The following is a 17,863-nucleotide window of genomic DNA, read 5'->3' as shown; positions in this document are numbered from 1 at the left end:
GTCTTCAACCCTTGTGCGCGCGCTGGAGCGTCCGCGCGGTCCAGAACGCCATGTCGCGCACGTCCCCCGGCGCGGGGAACAGCGTGTCGATATGGCGCTTGATCGGCATGTAGGGCCACCAGTCGGCCCCCGGTTCGGGCGCGCCCTTTTCCAGCACGCCGGTCACGAATTCCGTCACCGGCCCCATGCGGGCGAGGTTGGGCGCTTTCGCCTTGTGGAACGCCTTGTCGGTCCGGAGTTTCTCGGTGAAGGCGACATCGCCCTGCTCCAACGCCGCGCGCGCTTCCGCCTGATAGGCGTCGAGATCGCCGAAATCCTTGCGCGCCCGCGCTTCCAGTTCGCCCTCTTCCAGTTCGTAATCCTCGGTCAGGATGCGAATGGCGGCGGTCCATGCCTGCCCGTTGCCCACATCCTCCGCGAAATCGGCGAGGGCGTCCTGGATATCGTCTTCGTCGCTCAAAATTCTTGTCCCTAGTCTGTCCGTGGCGGGCGTTAGCCCACCGATCCTTCAAGAGAGATGCCCAGCAGCTTCTGCGCCTCGACCGCGAATTCCATCGGCAGCTGTTGCAGCACCTCGCGGGCGAAGCCGTTGACGATGAGGCTCACCGCCGCTTCCTGGTCCAGCCCGCGCTGCATCGCGTAGAACAGCTGGTCGTCGCTGATCTTCGACGTGGTCGCCTCATGCTCGATCTGTGCGCTCGGATTGCGCACCTCGATATAGGGCACGGTATGCGCACCGCATGCGTCGCCCAGCAGCAGGCTGTCGCACTGGGTGAAGTTGCGCACCCCTTCCGCGCCCGGCGCCACGCGCACCAGGCCGCGATAGGTGTTGTTGCTCCGCCCCGCGCTGATCCCCTTGGACACGATGGTCGACCGCGATCCCTTGCCGTTGTGGATCATCTTGGTGCCGGTATCGGCCTGCTGCATGTTGTTGGTGAGCGCGACCGAATAGAATTCGCCCACGCTGTTCTCGCCGTTCAGCACGCAGGAGGGATATTTCCAGGTGATCGCCGATCCCGTCTCCACCTGCGTCCAGCTGACCTTGCTGTTGCGCCCCTGGCACAAGGCGCGCTTGGTCACGAAATTATAGATGCCGCCCTTCCCCTGCTCGTCGCCGGGATACCAGTTCTGGACGGTCGAATATTTGATCTCCGCATCGTCCAGCGCGACCAGTTCGACGACGGCCGCGTGCAGCTGGTTCTCGTCGCGCATCGGCGCGGTGCAGCCTTCGAGATAGGACACATAGGCCCCCTCGTCCGCGACGATCAGCGTGCGTTCGAACTGCCCGGTATTTTCCGCGTTGATGCGGAAATAGGTGGAAAGCTCCATCGGGCAACGCACGCCCTTGGGAATGTAGACGAACGTCCCGTCGGAAAAGACCGCGCAATTGAGCGTCGCGAAATAATTGTCGTGCATCGGCACGACCTTGCCCAACCACTTGCGGATCAGGTCGGGATATTCCTTCACCGCCTCGCTGATGGAACGGAAGATGACGCCGGCTTCCTCCAGTTCCTTGCGGAAGGTGGTGGCGACCGACACGCTGTCGAACACGGCGTCGACCGCGACCTTGCGCGCGCCCTTCACCCCGGCCAGCACTTCCTGCTCGGCGATGGGGATGCCCAGCTTCTGGTAGGTGGCGAGAATTTCGGGATCGACCTCGTCCAGGCTGTTGAGCTCCGCCTTCTTGCGGGGCTCGGCATAATAATAGGCGTCCTGATAGTCGATCGGCGGCACGTTGAGCCTGGCCCAGTCCGGCGCTTCCATCTCCTTCCACATGGCGAACGCCTTCAGACGCCAGTCGAGCAGCCACTGCGGCTCGCCCTTCTTCGCCGAAATGAAGCGGACCGTGTCCTCGTTAAGGCCCTTGGGCGCGAAATCCTGTTCGATCGACGATGACCAGCCATGCTCATAGGCCGACGCGCGCTGCGCCGCCTCATGGGCTTCCTGGTTGCGAATGGTGGTCAGGTCGTCGGTCATGCCATCTCTCTAGTCAAACTCGCGATCGTGACGCCGGCCAGCGCCGACCGGATCGCATTGTTCGCCACGTTCATGTGCGAGCGGATGCGGCAATCGGTTTCCAGATTGCAGTCATGCGCGCCCAGTTCGCTGCATGCGGTCATGGCGATGGGGCCTTCCACCGCCTCCACCACGTCCACGAGCGTGATCGTAGCGGGCGGGCGCGACAGCCGCACCCCGCCGCCCGTCCCGCGACTCGATTCGAGCAGCCCCGCCGCCGACAGCCGGCTCACCAGCTTTTGCGCCGTGGGCAGCGGGATGCCGGTTTCCGCGCTCAGCGTCGTCGCGTTCATGCGCGTCATGCCGCAATGGCGCGCGGCGGCGCTCATCAAAACCACGGCATAATCGGCGAAACTCGACAAGCGCATTGCGAACCATTCTCAAATCGGACGGAATCGATCCGATTGCGCATGTGGTCCCGCGCGGGGGGAGAATCAAGGCATTTATGACAGGCGGTTGATGACCGCGATATCCGCGCCCAGCAACCGGCGCAGCAGTGTCAACTGCGCCACGGCGGTCGGCTCGGTCTGCAACTGGTGCGGGGTGAGGCCGATGAAATGCTTGATTTCGCGGATGAAGTGCGACTGGTCGTAAAAGCCGCCTTCCTCGCACAATTGCTGCCAGCTCGTCCCGTCGAGCGCGATCTTGGCCGAACAGCGCAGCGCGCGATATTTGCGCGCCAGCAGCTTGGGCGGCGCGCCATAATAGCGATTGGTGAGCCGCGCGACCTGGCGCGGCGACAGCCCCGTCGCCTCGACCAGCGCCTCCAGCCGGGGCGACCCGTCCCCCATCAGCCATTCGTCCACCGCCGTCAAAAGGTCCCAGGTCGCCTGCCGCATCGGGCGCATCAGCGGACCCAGCGTCGCCCAGCATTCCGCCGCCATCGCGTCGATATCGTCGCCCAGCGGGCGCAGCCGGTCCAACAGCGCGGCCAGCACGCCGCCCTTCGCCGCGCTCATGTCGCCCAGCCGATCCGCCATCGCGTCCGCGTCCCCGCCATGCAGCGCGATCCATCCTGCGGGCAATAGCGATATGCCCAGCACCCGCGCCGGGCGGTCCAGCACGAAACGGGTCGCGCCCATGGTGGGGCCGAGCAGGCAGACGGACGGCGTCGCCATGACGGTGCCGTCGCGGAAATGATAGTTGCCCCCGCCCTCCAGCATGAAGCGCAATTGCGGCACATCCGCCCGCGTCTGGTCGGCGTAGTTCGGAACGGACACGGTAAAGAGATAGAGCGATCCGATATAGGCGCGCACCGTCGCGGGCGGCACGATATAGCGCAACCGCACCGGCCCCTGCACGCCGCCTATCCCATCGGATAACAGCTCGCCGCCGCCGGTCAGCACCTGACTGCCGCCGCCGTGATCACGTGATGCAACCCCATGTTTTCACCCCACCTTCACCTGTAATCGCGGAAACGCGGGCGATGCAAGCGATGTGACGTCATGGCTGCGATTTTGCCGGTTTGTAACAGCGGAAAAAAAATGACCCGGCGGTTTGGGCCGCCGGGTCAGGAAAAGGTCCCTTCGGCAAAAAGCCTCGGAGCCTTCGGGTCGCAGCCGCGCTTTACGCCCGAATCGCACCGCATTTATTGGATGGATCGGACATTTTTTGCGACCAAATGAGGCTGGTGACGCTCTCATTCGTTCCTGACGGGAACTTTTTCGGCAATCTTGTTTTCCTGCGCGCGCCGACTCGACGCACCGGGGGTGCGATGGCATAGCCCCGCCATGTCCTACCGCCTGCTCCGCCCGCTGCTCTTCGCTCTGGATGCGGAGCGCGCGCATCACCTCTCCATTGCCGCGCTGCGCTTCATGCCGGTCGCATCCATGCCCGCTCCCGATCCCGCGCTCGAAACCACGGTCGCGGGCATCCGCTTCCCCAATCCGGTGGGCCTGGCTGCGGGCTACGACAAGGACGGGCGGATCGCGCACAAGATGCACGGCCTCGGCTTCGGCTTCGCCGAACTCGGCACGCTCACCCCGCTGGCGCAGCCCGGCAATCCGCAGCCCCGGCTTTTCCGCCTCGTGGAGGATCGCGCGGTCATCAACCGCTTCGGCTTCAACAATGGCGGGCAGGGCGCGGCAGCCGACCGGATCGCCCGCTATCGCCGCCCCAAGGGGGACGGCCCGGTCATCGGCGTCAACATCGGCGCGAACAAGGAAGCGACCGCCGCTGGGCGCGGCATCGCCGACTATGCGGTCGGGGTCCAGGTCATGGCCCCGCTCGCCGACTATCTGACCGTCAACATCTCCTCCCCCAATACGCCCGGCCTGCGCGCGCTCCAGGGTCGCGCCGCGCTCGACGATCTGCTGGGCGCGGTGATGGCGGCGCGGGGGGCGGACCGCACGCCGATCTTCCTCAAGGTTGCGCCCGACCTTGAACCCGCCGATGTGGAGGATATCGCCGCCGCCTGCCTCGATCACCGGGTCGACGCGCTGATCGTGTCCAACACCACGATCGCCCGCCCCGCGCTTCGCTCGCCCCATGCGCAGGAAACAGGCGGCCTCTCGGGTGCGCCGCTCACCGACCTGTCGCACCGCCGCCTTACGGACTTCCGCCGCCTTTTGGGCACGCGCCTTCCGCTGATCGGGGTCGGGGGCATCGCAACGGCCGATCAGGCCTATGCCCGCATCCGCGCCGGGGCGTCCCTCGTCCAGCTTTACAGCGCCATGGTCTATGAAGGGCCGTATCTGGCGCGGCGCATCAACCGGGGGCTGAAGACCCTGCTGAAACGCGACGGCTTCGCCACCGTCGCGCAGGCCGTGGGGGTCGACGCCTGAGGGCCTCGCCAAAAATGTTGCAGCGCACAGGCCAGCGGCTATCGTGCCTGCCATGACATTCCGCCGCCTTGGCCTGCTGGCCCCGCTCGCCCTCATCGCCCTCGCGCCGCAGCCCGCGCTTTCGCGGACGCCGGTCGCCACCAACGCCACCGTTTCCGCCGCCGATCCGCGCGCGGCGCTCGCGGGGCAGGAAATATTGCGCAAGGGCGGCAGCGCGACCGACGCCGCCATTGCGATGATGCTGACGCTGGGCGTGGTCGAACCGCACAACAGCGGCATCGGCGGCGGCGGCTTCATCCTGCATCATGACGGGCGCACCGGCGCACTCGAATCGATCGACGGTCGCGAAACCGCCCCCGCCGCCGCCCGCCCCGACCGCTTCATGAAGGACGGCAAGCCCCTGTCCTTCCGCGACGCGTGGCCGGGCGGCTATTCGGTCGGCGTGCCGGGCAATCTGCGCATGGCGTGGGACGCGCACCGCAAATGGGGCAAGCTTCCCTGGGCCGATCTGTTCCAGCCCGCGATCCGCTACGCCGAAGACGGCTTCCAGCTGGGCGAGCGCACCGCCACGGCGCTGCGCGCCACGCAACAGGTCTGGGCCGACTTTCCCGACATCCAAAAGCTGTTCTGGGTGAACGGCGCGCCGCCGCCGGTCGGCACCGTGCTCAGGAACCCGCCGCTCGCCGCCCTCTACAAGCGGATCGCCGCCGAAGGCCCGGACGCCTTCTACGCAGGGGAAAATGCGCGGCTGTTGAGCGCTGCGGTCACGAACGCACCCAAGAACCCGGTGCCCATGACGCCGGCGGACCTCGCGGCATACAAGGCGCTGCCGCGCGATCCGGTCTGCGGCATGTATCGCGCCTGGAAAGTCTGCGGCATGGCTCCCGCGTCGGCGGGCGGCATCACCGTGCTCGAAATCCTCGGCATGGTCGAACGCTTCCCGCTCAAGACATGGGGCAAGGACGATCCGCGCAGCTGGCACGTCATCGCCGAAGCGATGCAGCTCGCCTATGCCGACCGCGACACCTGGCTCGGCGACCCCGCTTTCGTATCGGTGCCGGTAAAGGGCATGATTTCGCCCGCCTATCTCAAGCAACGCTCCGCCCTCATCCGCCTCAACAAGGCGCTGAACGACTATCGCCCCGGCACACCGCCCGGCGCGCAGCGGCGCACCGCCGCCCGGCCCCAGCCCGAAGAAGGCACCAGCCACTTCGTCGCGGTCGACCGTGAAGGCGACATCGTCGGCTGGACCTCCACCATCGAAAGCTTCTTCGGCAGCCAGCTCGTCGCCAACGGCGTCATTCTGAACAACGAACTGACCGACTTCAGCTTCACCCCGGATCGCAACGGCGCGCCGGTCGCCAACCGGGTGGAACCGGGCAAGCGCCCGCTGTCCTCCATGTCGCCCACCATCGTCTACGACGCGAGCGGAAAGCCTGTCTTCACCGTGGGCGCGGCAGGCGGCAAGACGATCATCATGCAAGTGGCCAAGGCGCTGATCGCCCATTTCGACTGGGGGCTCTCCGCGCAGGATTCGATCGCGCAGGGCCTCGTCTTCTTCAACGGCGACGGCCTTGTCCTGGAACAGGGCACCGGGATCGAAGCGATGAAGGCTCCGCTCGAAAAGCTCGGCCACCGCGTCAGCGTCACGCGCCTCGGCCTTAAGGCCAACGCCGCCGAGCGTCTGCCCGACGGTCGCTGGCAGGGTGCCGCGGATCCGCGCAGCCCCGGCGTCTCGTTGCAGGAGTAGGGGCTCAGCCCTTGAGGTTCAGCCCCGACACGTCGAACGTGAAGGGCGCGACCTTTTCCTTGCCGTCGACGATCAGGTTCACCTTGACGCGCTTGGCGTCGCGGATCGCCTCATAGGCGCCCTGCGACGGCAGGATCGCGATGCCGTCGTCGTTGGTCGCCATCCGACCCTTCCACTCGTGGCTCTTGCCGTCGTCGGTGGTGGCGGTGATGCGGCAATCGGACATGTCGCAGGTAAAGGGCGCGCCGACCAGTTTCACCGTCACGTCCGCTCCGCCTTCCTTCAGCGGCTGGACCAGCAGCACCGAAAAGGTGTCGGGCGCGGTCATGGTCTGCACCGTATTCTGGCTGCCGATATAGGCCAGGCGGGGCCGCCCGTTTTCGCCCCCTTCATATTTCCACGTCTGGCCGATCTGCTCGCGCTGGGTCGGTCCTTCGTCTTTCTGTCCCGAACAGGCCGCCAGCATCGTCGTGGCAGCCGCGATCGTCAGGATGGCGCGCATCGCTCGTCTCCTCAAGCTTTAGTTACGCAAGGATAATGTTCGGACCGCCCCGAAAGTTGCCTCAATCGTAGCGGGCGGCGGTTTCCCGGATCAGCGCGATCATGTTGGGGATGCCCTGCGTGCGGTTGGAACTCAGCTGGTTGCGCAGGTCGAAGGGGGCCAGCGCATCCTCGATATCGGTCGCCCCGATGTCCGCAGGCGCGCGGTCCTGCACCGTCAGCAGCACGAGTGCGATGATCCCCTTGGTGATCGCCGCATTGCTGTCCGCCAGGAAATGCAGCCGCCCGTCCTCCAGCCGCGTCGGATAGACCCACACCGCCGCCGAGCATCCGCGCACCAGCGTCGCGTCGGTCTTGAGCGCGTCGGGCATCGGCTCCAGCTGTTTGCCAAGGTCGATCAGCAGCCGATAGCGGTCGTCGGCGTCGAGGAATGCATATTCCTCCTCCAGATCGGCGATGGACGGCATAGCGGAGGGGGTGGAAGCGGGCATGTCGGTCATGCCCGCCATATAGGCGCAAATCCCGCCAGGGAAACCTTCAGGTCGCGGCAGGGCCGCAGAGGCGGTCAGCCGACCTTGCAGCCCTTCACCGCCGCCATGCCGCGCAGGAAGCCGCGCCGCGCGATGCCCGCCGTCACCGCCGCCTGCAACCGGCGCTCGGCAGGGGCTGCCCCGCTGATCTCGCGTACCAGCCCGCGGAACGGGATCAGCGAATTGACGACGGTCTTTCCCACCGCCTCGGCGATCTTGCCGGTGCGATTCTCGTTCGCCTCGCGCCCGACGGTGAAATCCGCGCCCAGCACCGCGTTCAACTCCTTGAGCGAGGCGTTCAACCCCGCGCAACTGCGCGAGGGGGGCGGCGCATAGGGATTTTCGACCGCCTTCGTCAGCACGGGGGGAATTTCGTCCTTGTCGAGGCCGATGTCCTTGGCGGGCTGGCTGGCGATCTTGCCGGCCTTGTCCATGGTATCGTCCCTCTTTTCTTCCTGCTTGCTCTTGTCCTGCGCATAGGCGGCAGGCTGGGCCAGTATCAGGCCCCCTGCTAGGCAAAGCGCGGCGGTGGCGGTCTTCATCATCATGGTCGTCCTCCCGCCCCTCAAACCGCCGATGGGCGCCAACGGTTCCCGAACCGAAACGATCATGGGGCAAGACAGCCGCCCGCACGCGGGCTATGCCGGGCCGAACGCCATCTGGAGCCGCCCTCTTGTCCGACACCGACGCTCGCTTCACCATCGCCTCGCCCGCGCTATCCGCCTGCATCGACCCGTTGGGAGCCGAATTGCAATCGCTGACCGACGCTGCGGGGCGTGCCTTGATGACGGACGCCGATCCGCGCTGGTGGACCGGCCACGCGCCCCTGCTCTTCCCGTTCGTCGGTCGGTCGCGCGGGGACGTGTACCGCCTTAACGGGCGCGAATGGCCGATGCCGCAGCACGGCTTCGCCCGCCGCAGGCCCTTCACCCTCGTCCACCGTTCCGAAACGCAGGCCACGCTGCGTCTCGACGCCGACGAAGACACGCTCGCCGTCTACCCGTTCGCCTTCCGGCTCGACATGGACTTCGCGCTCGACGGCGCGACGCTCCATATGACCGCGACGGTCCGCAACTTGGGCGACGCGACGATGCCCTTCGCCTTTGGCTATCACCCCGCCTTCGCCTGGCCGCTCCCCTATGGCGGCAGCGTCGAGGACCATCGCATCGTCTTCGAACGGGCAGAGCCCGCCCCGATCCGCAGGGTCGGGGACGAACCCGGCCTCATCGCGCACGAACGCTTTCCGACACCGGTCGAGGGCGACACGCTCGCCCCCACGCACGCCCTGTTCGAAGGGGACGCGCTCATCTGGGACGATCTTGCCAGCCGCGCGCTGACCTGGGGCGTGCCGGGCCGCCCCCACCTCGCCATCGCCTTTCCCGACACGCCCTGGCTTGGCCTGTGGCAGAAACCGGGCGCGCATTATCTGTGCGTCGAACCCTGGGCGGGCATGGCCGATCCGGTCGGGTTCGAAGGCGACGTGTGGGACAAGCCCGGCATCATGGCCCTCCCCCCCGGCGAGGCTCGCAGCTTTCGCATGGATGTGACGCTGGTCGGGGCGGACGCGGACCGGTAACGCGCGACTCGCCTTGACCGCAAAAATCCCTATATGGGCGCGCCATGACCATCCCTTCGCGCCGCACCTTCGCCATCATCTCGCACCCCGACGCCGGTAAGACCACGCTGACCGAAAAGCTGCTGCTGGAAGGCGGCGCGATCCATCTCGCAGGGGAGGTCAAGGCGCGCGGGGCCAATCGCCGCGCCCGGTCCGACTGGATGAAGATCGAGCAGCAGCGCGGCATTTCCGTCACCTCTTCGGTCATGACGTTCGAGCGGACGCGCGACGGGGAAACGATCACCTTCAACCTGCTCGACACGCCGGGCCACGAGGATTTCAGCGAGGATACCTATCGCACGCTGACCGCCGTCGACAGCGCCGTCATGGTGATCGACGCGGCCAAGGGCATCGAACCGCAGACCCGCAAACTGTTCGAGGTATGCCGCCTGCGCAACGTCCCCATCATCACCTTTGTCAACAAGGTGGACCGCGAAGGGCGCGAGATATTCGGCCTGCTGGACGAAGTCGCCGACCAGCTCCAGCTCGACGTGTGCCCGATGAGCTGGCCCGCCGGCATGGGCGGGGAGTTCGAGGGCATCTACGATTTCGCCACCGACCGCCTGCGCCAGCCGACCGGCCCGTCGCGCGAATATGAGGGCAGGGAAACGCATGTCCGGGGCCTCGACGATCCGAAGCTTGGCGAGTTGCTGTCGACCCGAGCGCTCGACCGGTTACGCGAGGAAGCGGAACTGGCGCAGGGCGGCTATGCCGAATTCGATCTCGACCGCTATCGGGCGGGCGACCTGACGCCGGTCTATTTCGGATCAGCGCTCAAGCTGTTCGGCGTCACCGAATTGATCGACGCGCTCGGCCAGCATGCGCCGCCGCCCCGGCCGCAGCCCGCCGAACCCGCCGCCGTGACGCCGGACCAGAACGAAGTCACCGGCTTCATCTTCAAGGTGCAGGCGAACATGGACCCGATGCACCGCGACCGCATCGCCTTCATGCGGCTGGTGTCGGGCAAGTTCCGGCGCGGCATGAAGCTGACGCCGTCGGGATCGGGCAAGCCGCTGGCCGTCCACTCGCCCATCCTCTTCTTCGCGCAGGACCGCGAACTGGCCGACGAAGCCTTTCCCGGCGACATCATCGGCATCCCCAACCATGGCGCGCTGCGCGTGGGCGATACGCTGTCCGAAAAGCCTGGGCTGCGCTTCACCGGCCTGCCCAACTTCGCGCCGGAAATCCTGCGCCGCGTCGCGTTGAAGGATCCGACCAAGACCAAACAGCTGCGCAAGGCGCTCGACGATCTGAGCGAAGAAGGCGTGATCCAGGTCTTCTACCCCGAAATCGGCAGCCAGTGGATCGTCGGCGTGGTCGGCCAGCTTCAGCTCGAAGTGCTGATCTCGCGGCTGGAGGCGGAATATAAGGTCGCGGCGGGCCTCGAAGCCTCGCCCTTCGACACCGCGCGCTGGATCGGCGGGGACGAGGCGGCGGTCAGGGACTTCGTCTCCTACAATGGCGCCAACATGGCCAAGGACCGCGACGGCAACCTCGTCTTCATGGCAAAAAGCGCGTGGGACATCGGTTATCAGCAGGAACGCCACCCGCAGGTGACGTTCAGCGCGACCCGCGAACGATAGGACATATTCGTGCCTCGGGCGCACCGATCGCGCCAATTCGTTCCGCCGGTGTCGCAATCGAAAAACAGCGTTCAGCTGTCTACTTCGCCGTCGCGTTCCGCCACCCAGTCGCCCCTCAGCGCCCGTCCCCCCAGCGCCATGAACAGCCCTGCGGCGAGGTAGAAGCCGAGCGCCGCGACGATGGCGTAACGCAGCGCCTCGACCCCGAAGCGGGGCGTCAGCGCGTCCGACAGACTGCCCACCGCCCAACTGCCAAGGCCGAGGCCGACGAGGTTGTTGATAAGGAGGAAGGTCGCCGCCGCGCTGGCCCGCATATGGGCGGGCACCAGATGCTGCACGGCGGTCAGCACCGGGCCGAGCCACACATAGACCAGCGCCTGAGGGATCAGGAACAGCGCGAACGCCGTCTGCACACTGCCCGACAGCACGCCCGCGACGAACAGCGGCATCCCCGCGACATAGCTGATCGCGGGCACCCAGGCGTACCAGGCCTTGTCCCCGCCGCCCATCCGGTCACCCAGCCATCCACCCAGCAGCACGCCCGCCACTCCGCCCAGCAGCAGCAGCGCGCCCAGAAACTGTCCCGCGCCGATCAGGTCGAGAGCGAAGCTGCGCATCAGCAGGCTCGGCAACCAGAACGCCACGCCATAGCCGCACATCGAACTGCACGCCGCGCCCAGCGCCAGCAGCCAGAAGCTGCGCTTGGCGGCGAGGATGCCGAACACCGCCGACACCGGCACCGCATCGCCGCCGCGCTGCGGTCGGACCGGTTCGCGCACCACCAGGCGGAAGACAGGCGCGATCAGCAGGCCGATCAGGCCGACGACGATGAACGCCGTCCGCCACTCCACCGCCTGCGCGATATAGCCGCCCAGCAACACGCCGCCCGCCGACCCCAGCGGAATGCCCAGCGAATAGATCGACAGCGCCCGCGCCCGCTGATGCTGCGGGAAATAGTCGGAGATGACGGCATAGGACGGCGCGACGCCTCCCGCTTCGCCCACCCCCACGCCGATGCGGAACAGGAACATCTGGACGAAGCTGCCCGCCACCCCGCACAACGCGGTAAAGCCGCTCCACACCGCGAGGCTGACGGTGATGACCCAGGTCCGGCTCGTCCGGTCGGCGAGCAGCGCCAGCGGGATCGCCAGCGTCGAATAGAGGAGAGCGAAGGCAATCCCGCCCAGCGCGCCGAGCTGCGTGTCGGTCAGCGCCAGTTCCGCCTTGATCGGCCCGGCCAGGATACCCAGAATCTGCCGGTCGAGAAAATTGAACGTGTAGACGAGCAGCAGCATCGCCAGCACGACGCCGCGATAGGCGGGGGTAGCGGTCCGGTCTGTCATGCGGCCTCCTTGCATCCCCGCCCGCGCACCGCAACGGCGCAACGGGCGGGAGGGCGGATCAGAATTTGACCGTGCCCGTCACGAACACCTGACGCGGATTGCCGTAAAAGGCGGTCAGCGTGCCCTCGCGCCCCAGCGAAGGCGTGGGGAACCCGGCGGCGTTGTTGACGATCGCGCCCGTCACCGGGTTCGCCGCGACGAAGGTATAGCCCGACGTCTTATATTCCTTGTCCAGGATGTTCTTGCCATGCAGGCCCAGCGACCAGCGATCGTTCGGCGCGGTGTAGACGATGCTGGCGTCCCACAGCGCATAGCCCTTCTGGTCGATATAGGGGTTGGGGATTTCGAACTGGTAGGTCTTCGACCGCCACGACAGGGTGGTCCCGGCATAGATGCTGCCATCCCCCACCGGCGCCTGGTAGGAGAGCGTCCCGCTCGCCGTCCATTTGGGCGTGTTCTGCACCCGGCGGAACGCCGCCACATCGGTCGGCACGCCGCCGATATTGGTGATATACTCGCGATATTGGGCGTCGATATAGCCGATGGCGGTCTGAAGGTTCAGCCGGTCCCCGCTCGCCATCATGTCACGGCCGAGGCGCGCGTTGCTTTCGAACTCCAGCCCCTTGAACCGCGCCTTGCCCGCGTTGGACACGACGCCGCAGAAGGACGGGATCGGGCGCGGCGGCGTGCCGCCCGTAACGGTGCAGGCGACCGATCCGGGGATCTGCACATCCTTGTAATCGGCATAGAAGCCCGCCAGCGCCACATAGAGCGCCCCGTCCATCAGATTGCCCTTGTAGCCCACTTCGTAACTGTCGACCTCCTCGGGGCGGAAGGACAGGAAGGATGCGACTTCGCTGTCCTGCCGGATGCCGTCGCCGTTAAGGTCGGGCGCATTGGTGCCGACCCCGCGCGGATCGAAGCCGCCGCCCTTGAAGCCCTTGGAATAGCTCGCATAGATGTTGTGATCCGGGGTCGGCTTGTAACTGACCGAAACGCGCGGCGTGAACTTCTTGTAGGTCGCATCGCCCCGGAAATCGGTGCTCGGCGCGCCGAAGGGCAGGCCCGCGCCGCCGAACACCGGCGATCCCCCGCCCAGATAGTTCTGGCGCAGTATGTCGGCCTTGCGCTTGTCCCACGTATAGCGCCCGCCCGCCGATACGCTGAACTGCGGGCTGAAATCATAAGTGAAGTCGCCGAAGATCGCGTAGGTTTCCGTATCCACATCCGCCTGGGTGAAGGCGGTGAGCCCGTTCAGCGTCGTAAAGATCCGCGTGTCGAACTGCGTGTCGGCGCTGGCGTCGAGATAGTAGAAGCCGATCATGCCCTTGAGCGGCCCGGCATCCACCTGCAACTGCACTTCCTGGCTCAACTGCTCGTTGCGGTAATAGGCCGGCACGTCGACATCGACGGCGGGCAGCGCATCGAAATCGATGGGGGAAGCGCTGTCGTCCTTGCGCCAGGCGCTGATCGACTTGAGGGTAAAAACGTCGTTCAATTCGGCGGTGACGTTCATCGACAGGCCGTAGGACTTCACCTGCTGGCGCGGATCGCGCAGGCCCCCGCGGGTGTCGAACACATCGTCCAGCACCGGCGCGCCGGAGAACTGGCCGGGGATCAGGCGATGCCCGCCGCGCGGATTGCTCTTGTCCTTGCTGTAATCGCCGGTGATCCGCACCAGCACCGGCTCGCCATAGCCGCCCATTTCGAACGTGGCGCGCCCGGCCCAGATGTCCTTGTTGTAATTGTCCTGCCCCGTGGTCAGATTCCGGCCGAAGCCGCCACGCGAAAGGCGGGCGAACGCGCCGCCCACGCGGACGATGTCGCCCAGCGGCGCCGACACGCTGACGATGCCGTCAGCCTGATCGTAGCTGCCATAGGTGCCCTTGAGCTTGAGCGCGAAGTCCTGCGGCAGCATCTTGGTCACATATTTGACCGCCCCGCCGATGGTGTTGCGCCCGTAAAGCGTCCCCTGCGGGCCGCGCAGCACTTCGATCCGCTCCACGTCATAGATGTCCAGCAACGCGCCCTGCGGACGGTTGAGATAGACATCGTCGAGATAGATGCCCACGCCCTGTTCGAACCCGGACACCGGGTCCTGCTGTCCTACACCGCGAATGAATGCTGTAAGCGTCGAATTGGTCCCGCGTGAGGCTTCCAATGTCGTGTTGGGCGTAACGTTCGCGATTTCGGTGATGTCGATTGCGCCGCCCCGCTCCAGCTGCGCGCCGGAAAAGGCGCTGACCGCGATGGGGACGCTGACCAGGGTTTCCTCGCGGCGGCGGGCGGTGACGACGATAGTGCCCGCGTCATCCTGAGCAGCGGCCTGCGGCGGCGTCGCGTCCTGCGCGAAGGCGGGCGCGGCCAGTGCGCCGCTCCACGCGGCGGAGGCGAGGGCAAGAGCGCGAATGCTGTGTCGAGACGGCATGGAAACGGGTCCTCTCCTGAAAAATGCATGCGTCCGGTCTGCCGGATCGCCTGTCGCAGATTCGATAATGAAAGTTGAACCATGTTTCAACTTCAAATAGAGGGGTGTCGACGAAGGCGTTCGAACGCTGCAAAAAGAACACAGCCGATCAGGAGTGGCGATGCCCGACCCCGCGCCAGACAAGGACCAACCGAAAAAGGACGGCAAGACGCCGCGCACCGCGCGCGGCGAGCGCACCCGTCGCGCCCTCCTCTCCGCCGCCGCGGCGGAGTTCGGCGAGAAGGGATTTCACGAAGGATCGATCAGCGGCATCACGCGGCGGGCGGGCTGCGCGCTCGGCAGCTTCTACACCTATTTCGCCAGCAAGGACGATATCTTCCGCGCGCTCGTCAACGACATGTCGGGGCAGGTGCGCGATTATGTCTCCCCCCGCATCGCCCAGGCGCGCGACGGGATCGAGGCGGAGCGGATCGGCCTGTTGAGCTTCCTTCAGTTCGCCCGCGAACACAAGGAAATCTACCGCATCATCGACGAGGCGGAATTCGTCGATCAGGCCGCCTTCCGCGCTCATTATGAAAACACCGCCGCGCGCATGGCCGCCCGCCTTTCAAGCGCGGCGGAAAGGGGCGACGTGAAGGGGCCGGTGGACGAAGTTCACGCCTGGGCGATCATGGGCATGAACGTGTTCCTGGGGCTGCGCTACGGCGTGTGGGACGACAGCCGCCCGGCAGAGGATATCGCCGCTATCGCCAACGCGCTCGTCGAACGCGGCATCGGTCGCGATCGCTAGAGCAGGCCGAGCCGCGCCAGTTCGCCCAGCATGGCAGGTGGCATCGCTTCCAAATCGTCCGCCTCGTCGCCCGTCAGGTCTGGCGGCGCGTCCTTTTCCTCCAGATAGCGCCATCCCTGATGCGCGCGCTTGGGCGTGGAGCGCACGCCGATCAGTCGCGGCTCCAGCCGGATCCAGTGCCGTCCCGTTCCGGTTTCCTCGAACCCGACGATCGGGCTGCGTCCCACGATGCGGTGCTGGTGAATCCAGAAAAGCGACCCGCCCGTCATCTCCGCGACCCGTTTGGGCAAATAGCGGGTCGAAGTGCGCGCTTCACCCGCCTGCTCTTCCAGCCAGGCGCGAAGGGTGGCGGGGCTTTGCGCGCCGAAGGCGATCTTGGTCATGTTGAGCGGCATGGCAGCCTCTAGATGGGCGCTTGCGTCAGCCCGTCAATCCCGCCGCCGTCGCAAGGCCCAGGAAAGCGAGGAAGCCCATCGAATCGGTGATCATCGTCACGAAGATCGACGATGCGACCGCAGGGTCGAGGTTGAGCCTGTCGAACGCCAGCGGCACCGCTGCCCCGGCCAGCCCCGCCGTTACGATGTTGGTGACCATGGCCGCCGCGATGACCCCGCCCAGATGCGGGTTCTGGAACACCAGCGACACCCCGATGCCCAGCACGACCGCGACCGTCACCCCATTCAGCAATGCGACGCGAATCTCGCGCACGATGGTGCGCCGCGCATTGGACCCGGTAATCTGGTTGGTCGCCAGCGCGCGCACGGTCACCGCCATGGTCTGGCTGCCCGCATTGCCCCCCACGCCCGCCACGATCGGCATCAGCGTCGCCAGCGCGACCATTTTCTGGATCGTGCCTTCGAAAAAGCCGATGATGGTGGACGCGACCAGCGCGGTCAGCAGATTGGTCAGCAGCCAGCGCACCCGTGCGCGATAGCTGTCGAGCACCGGTTCGTTGATGTCGCCTTCGCCCGCACCCGACAGGCGCAAGATGTCCTCGCCCGCCTCTTCGGAAATGATGTGGACGACATCGTCCACCGTGATCATGCCGACCAGCCGGCCAGACCCGTCCACCACGGCGGCGGAAATGAGCGCATATTTCTGGAAGCGCAGCGCCACTTCCTCCTGATCCATGTCGACCGGGATCAGCGTCTGTTCGCGCTTCATGAGGTCGGCCATGGCAATCCCGCGCGGGCAGGTCAGCACCCAGCTCAATTGACAGGTGCCGATTGGCTTGTGCGCCGCATCCACGACGAAGATTTCCCAGAAGTCGCGCGTCAGATCGTCGCTGTCGCGCAGATAGTCGATTACCTGGCCGACGGTCATATGCTCGGGCACCGCGACGAGATCGCGCTGCATCAGGCGGCCGGCGGATTCCTCGGGATAGGCGAGCGCGGATCGGATGGCGGCGCGGTCTTCCGGCTCCATCGCGTCGAGGACAGCCTGCTGGTCGGCCTCCTCCATGTCCTCGATGATCGCAACGGCGTCGTCGGTGTCGAGTTCGGCGGCGAATTCCGCCACCTGCTCGGGCGCGAGCGCGCCGATCAGGTCGTCGCGAACATAGTCGTTGAGTTCGGAAAGGACTTCCGCGCCGACGATATCGCCCAGCGCCGCCGCCACTTCGCCGCGCCGTTCGGACGGGGTCAGTTCCAGAAGGTCTGCGATGTCCGCCGGGTGCAGCGGAGACACAAGCTCACGCGCCGCTTCGTCATCGCCTTCCTCGACCGCATCGAGCACCGCAGTGACGAAGCCCGGCTTCAGCCGATCGTCCTCGTCCAGGCTGGCCTCGACCGTCTCGGTCAGGACGTCGTCAAATTCCTCCCCGTGACCGGGGGGCTGGGCCGGTTCGCCGCGCTCGCTCATCGCGCCCCCTACTGTCCGGTTCCTGTAACATGGCCCCGCTTTCGCCCATGCATCGGCGAATTGCAATGGCCGCGCGCTGCATGGAGGCGCCGGGGAACAAGTTTCTTTGCCCCGCCGCCTACCTTCCCTATATGGGGCGTCCATTCCTTCCCCGGCACCGAAAGAGGATCATCCATGGCCGACGACACCCTGACCCTTACCCTCGACAGCGGCGGCGATGTCGTCATCAAGCTGCGTCCAGACCTTGCGCCCGGCCATGTCGCCCGCATCGTCGAAAATGCGAAGGAGGGCTTTTACGATGGCGTGGTGTTCCATCGCGTCATTTCCGGCTTCATGGCGCAGGGCGGCGATCCGACCGGCACCGGCATGGGCGGCCATCCCGACAAGCCCGACCTCAAGGCCGAATTCAGCCGCGAACCCCATGTCCGGGGTGTGTGCTCGATGGCGCGCTCGTCCAACCCGAACAGCGCGAACAGCCAGTTCTTCATCTGCTTCGACGACGCCACTTTCCTCGACGGTCAATATACCGTGTGGGGCGAAGTGACGTCGGGCATGGAGCATGTCGACGCGCTGCCCAAGGGCGAGCCGCCCCGCACCCCCGGCAAGATCGTCAAGGCGACGGTCGCCTGACAAAGCGTAGGAAGGGCGGAACCGCATGAGGTTC

The 17,863-nt window shown here is 66.2% G+C and carries 17 protein-coding genes; 6 read left to right on the top strand and 11 right to left on the bottom strand.

The window, feature by feature from the left end; translation table 11 throughout:
• Window positions 1-4: 4 nt before the first annotated feature.
• The 4 genes from DI606_RS00665 to DI606_RS00650 form a co-directional block, all read right to left on the bottom strand.
• Complete coding sequence (locus DI606_RS00665; RefSeq protein WP_293978981.1) at window positions 5-460, bottom strand: hypothetical protein; 456 nt, start codon at window positions 458-460, stop codon at window positions 5-7.
• A gap of 32 nt (window positions 461-492) precedes the next feature.
• Complete coding sequence (sufB, locus tag DI606_RS00660) at window positions 493-1,977, bottom strand: Fe-S cluster assembly protein SufB (protein ID WP_293978980.1); 1,485 nt, start codon at window positions 1,975-1,977, stop codon at window positions 493-495.
• Window positions 1,974-2,384: an Rrf2 family transcriptional regulator gene (locus DI606_RS00655; RefSeq protein ID WP_293978978.1), complete on the bottom strand. Its 411-nt coding sequence runs from the start codon at window positions 2,382-2,384 to the stop codon at window positions 1,974-1,976. Before DI606_RS00655 ends, sufB begins: the two co-directional genes overlap by 4 nt.
• A 75-nt stretch (window positions 2,385-2,459) precedes the next feature.
• A complete protein-coding gene (locus tag DI606_RS00650) occupies window positions 2,460-3,362 on the bottom strand; it encodes an AraC family transcriptional regulator (RefSeq protein ID WP_293978977.1) in 903 nt (300 codons plus the stop codon).
• A 384-nt stretch (window positions 3,363-3,746) separates the two neighbouring features.
• Between DI606_RS00650 and DI606_RS00645 the strand changes: the two genes are divergently transcribed.
• Together DI606_RS00645 and ggt are read left to right on the top strand one after the other, a co-directional pair.
• A complete protein-coding gene (locus DI606_RS00645) occupies window positions 3,747-4,799 on the top strand; it encodes a quinone-dependent dihydroorotate dehydrogenase (protein ID WP_293978976.1) in 1,053 nt (350 codons plus the stop codon).
• Window positions 4,800-4,851: 52 nt separating this feature from the next.
• A complete protein-coding gene (gene ggt / locus DI606_RS00640) occupies window positions 4,852-6,549 on the top strand; it encodes a gamma-glutamyltransferase (RefSeq protein ID WP_293979103.1) in 1,698 nt (565 codons plus the stop codon).
• 4 nt (window positions 6,550-6,553) lie between these two features.
• Here the strand turns inward: ggt and DI606_RS00635 are convergent, their stop codons facing one another.
• The 3 genes from DI606_RS00635 to DI606_RS00625 form a co-directional block, all read right to left on the bottom strand.
• Window positions 6,554-7,051 carry a hypothetical protein gene (locus tag DI606_RS00635; RefSeq protein WP_293978974.1) on the bottom strand — a complete coding sequence of 166 codons (498 nt, stop codon included), beginning with the start codon at window positions 7,049-7,051 and terminating at the stop codon, window positions 6,554-6,556.
• A gap of 61 nt (window positions 7,052-7,112) precedes the next feature.
• Window positions 7,113-7,559, bottom strand: a complete 447-nt coding sequence (locus DI606_RS00630; RefSeq protein ID WP_293978973.1) for a SufE family protein — start codon at window positions 7,557-7,559, stop codon at window positions 7,113-7,115.
• 56 nt (window positions 7,560-7,615) lie between these two features.
• Window positions 7,616-8,125 (bottom strand): hypothetical protein, encoded by a 510-nt coding sequence (locus DI606_RS00625; RefSeq protein ID WP_293979102.1) that lies wholly within the window; start codon window positions 8,123-8,125, stop codon window positions 7,616-7,618.
• Window positions 8,126-8,253: 128 nt separating this feature from the next.
• On the opposite strand from DI606_RS00625, the gene DI606_RS00620 reads away from it, so the two are divergent.
• Together DI606_RS00620 and DI606_RS00615 are read left to right on the top strand one after the other, a co-directional pair.
• Entirely contained in the window at window positions 8,254-9,156 is a 903-nt protein-coding gene (locus tag DI606_RS00620; protein WP_293978972.1) for an aldose 1-epimerase family protein, read from the top strand.
• A gap of 44 nt (window positions 9,157-9,200) precedes the next feature.
• The gene (locus DI606_RS00615) at window positions 9,201-10,778 is read left to right on the top strand and encodes a peptide chain release factor 3 (protein WP_293978971.1); all 1,578 of its coding nucleotides are present in this window, start codon (window positions 9,201-9,203) and stop codon (window positions 10,776-10,778) included.
• Between the two features lie 71 nt (window positions 10,779-10,849).
• On the opposite strand, the gene DI606_RS00610 is transcribed toward DI606_RS00615, so the two are convergent.
• Window positions 10,850-12,121: an MFS transporter gene (locus DI606_RS00610; protein WP_293978969.1), complete on the bottom strand. Its 1,272-nt coding sequence runs from the start codon at window positions 12,119-12,121 to the stop codon at window positions 10,850-10,852.
• A gap of 58 nt (window positions 12,122-12,179) precedes the next feature.
• Window positions 12,180-14,549: a TonB-dependent receptor gene (locus tag DI606_RS00605; RefSeq protein WP_293978968.1), complete on the bottom strand. Its 2,370-nt coding sequence runs from the start codon at window positions 14,547-14,549 to the stop codon at window positions 12,180-12,182.
• A 160-nt stretch (window positions 14,550-14,709) separates the two neighbouring features.
• Between DI606_RS00605 and DI606_RS00600 the strand changes: the two genes are divergently transcribed.
• Window positions 14,710-15,339 carry a TetR/AcrR family transcriptional regulator gene (locus tag DI606_RS00600; protein ID WP_293978967.1) on the top strand — a complete coding sequence of 210 codons (630 nt, stop codon included), beginning with the start codon at window positions 14,710-14,712 and terminating at the stop codon, window positions 15,337-15,339.
• Here the strand turns inward: DI606_RS00600 and DI606_RS00595 are convergent.
• Both DI606_RS00595 and mgtE read right to left on the bottom strand, forming a co-directional pair.
• Window positions 15,336-15,734: a DUF1489 domain-containing protein gene (locus DI606_RS00595; RefSeq protein ID WP_293978965.1), complete on the bottom strand. Its 399-nt coding sequence runs from the start codon at window positions 15,732-15,734 to the stop codon at window positions 15,336-15,338. The two genes, DI606_RS00600 and DI606_RS00595, sit on opposite strands and share 4 nt — an antisense overlap.
• 25 nt (window positions 15,735-15,759) lie before the next feature.
• A complete protein-coding gene (gene mgtE, locus DI606_RS00590) occupies window positions 15,760-17,199 on the bottom strand; it encodes a magnesium transporter (RefSeq protein WP_293978964.1) in 1,440 nt (479 codons plus the stop codon).
• Window positions 17,200-17,373: 174 nt separating this feature from the next.
• Between mgtE and DI606_RS00585 the strand changes: the two genes are divergently transcribed.
• Window positions 17,374-17,829, top strand: coding sequence for a peptidylprolyl isomerase (locus tag DI606_RS00585; RefSeq protein ID WP_293978962.1), 456 nt, complete (start codon window positions 17,374-17,376; stop codon window positions 17,827-17,829).
• Window positions 17,830-17,863 lie beyond the last annotated feature (34 nt).

This window comes from Sphingobium sp., from assembly GCF_003248505.1.
GTDB lineage: Bacteria > Pseudomonadota > Alphaproteobacteria > Sphingomonadales > Sphingomonadaceae > Sphingobium.
The sequence above is the reverse complement of the archived record's forward strand: the minus strand, read 5'-3'. Positions and strand labels throughout refer to the sequence as shown.

Coding starts and splice junctions, on each gene's coding strand:
- DI606_RS00600 (WP_293978967.1), top strand. CDS start 14,710: ATGCCCGACCCCGCGCCAGACAAGGACCAACCGAAAAAGGACGGCAAG.
- sufB (WP_293978980.1), bottom strand. CDS start 1,977: ATGACCGACGACCTGACCACCATTCGCAACCAGGAAGCCCATGAGGCG.
- DI606_RS00615 (WP_293978971.1), top strand. CDS start 9,201: ATGACCATCCCTTCGCGCCGCACCTTCGCCATCATCTCGCACCCCGAC.
- DI606_RS00630 (WP_293978973.1), bottom strand. CDS start 7,559: ATGGCGGGCATGACCGACATGCCCGCTTCCACCCCCTCCGCTATGCCG.
- DI606_RS00655 (WP_293978978.1), bottom strand. CDS start 2,384: ATGCGCTTGTCGAGTTTCGCCGATTATGCCGTGGTTTTGATGAGCGCC.
- DI606_RS00635 (WP_293978974.1), bottom strand. CDS start 7,051: ATGCGCGCCATCCTGACGATCGCGGCTGCCACGACGATGCTGGCGGCC.
- DI606_RS00595 (WP_293978965.1), bottom strand. CDS start 15,734: ATGCCGCTCAACATGACCAAGATCGCCTTCGGCGCGCAAAGCCCCGCC.
- DI606_RS00610 (WP_293978969.1), bottom strand. CDS start 12,121: ATGACAGACCGGACCGCTACCCCCGCCTATCGCGGCGTCGTGCTGGCG.
- ggt (WP_293979103.1), top strand. CDS start 4,852: ATGACATTCCGCCGCCTTGGCCTGCTGGCCCCGCTCGCCCTCATCGCC.
- mgtE (WP_293978964.1), bottom strand. CDS start 17,199: ATGAGCGAGCGCGGCGAACCGGCCCAGCCCCCCGGTCACGGGGAGGAA.
- DI606_RS00625 (WP_293979102.1), bottom strand. CDS start 8,125: ATGATGAAGACCGCCACCGCCGCGCTTTGCCTAGCAGGGGGCCTGATA.
- DI606_RS00585 (WP_293978962.1), top strand. CDS start 17,374: ATGGCCGACGACACCCTGACCCTTACCCTCGACAGCGGCGGCGATGTC.
- DI606_RS00605 (WP_293978968.1), bottom strand. CDS start 14,549: ATGCCGTCTCGACACAGCATTCGCGCTCTTGCCCTCGCCTCCGCCGCG.
- DI606_RS00645 (WP_293978976.1), top strand. CDS start 3,747: ATGTCCTACCGCCTGCTCCGCCCGCTGCTCTTCGCTCTGGATGCGGAG.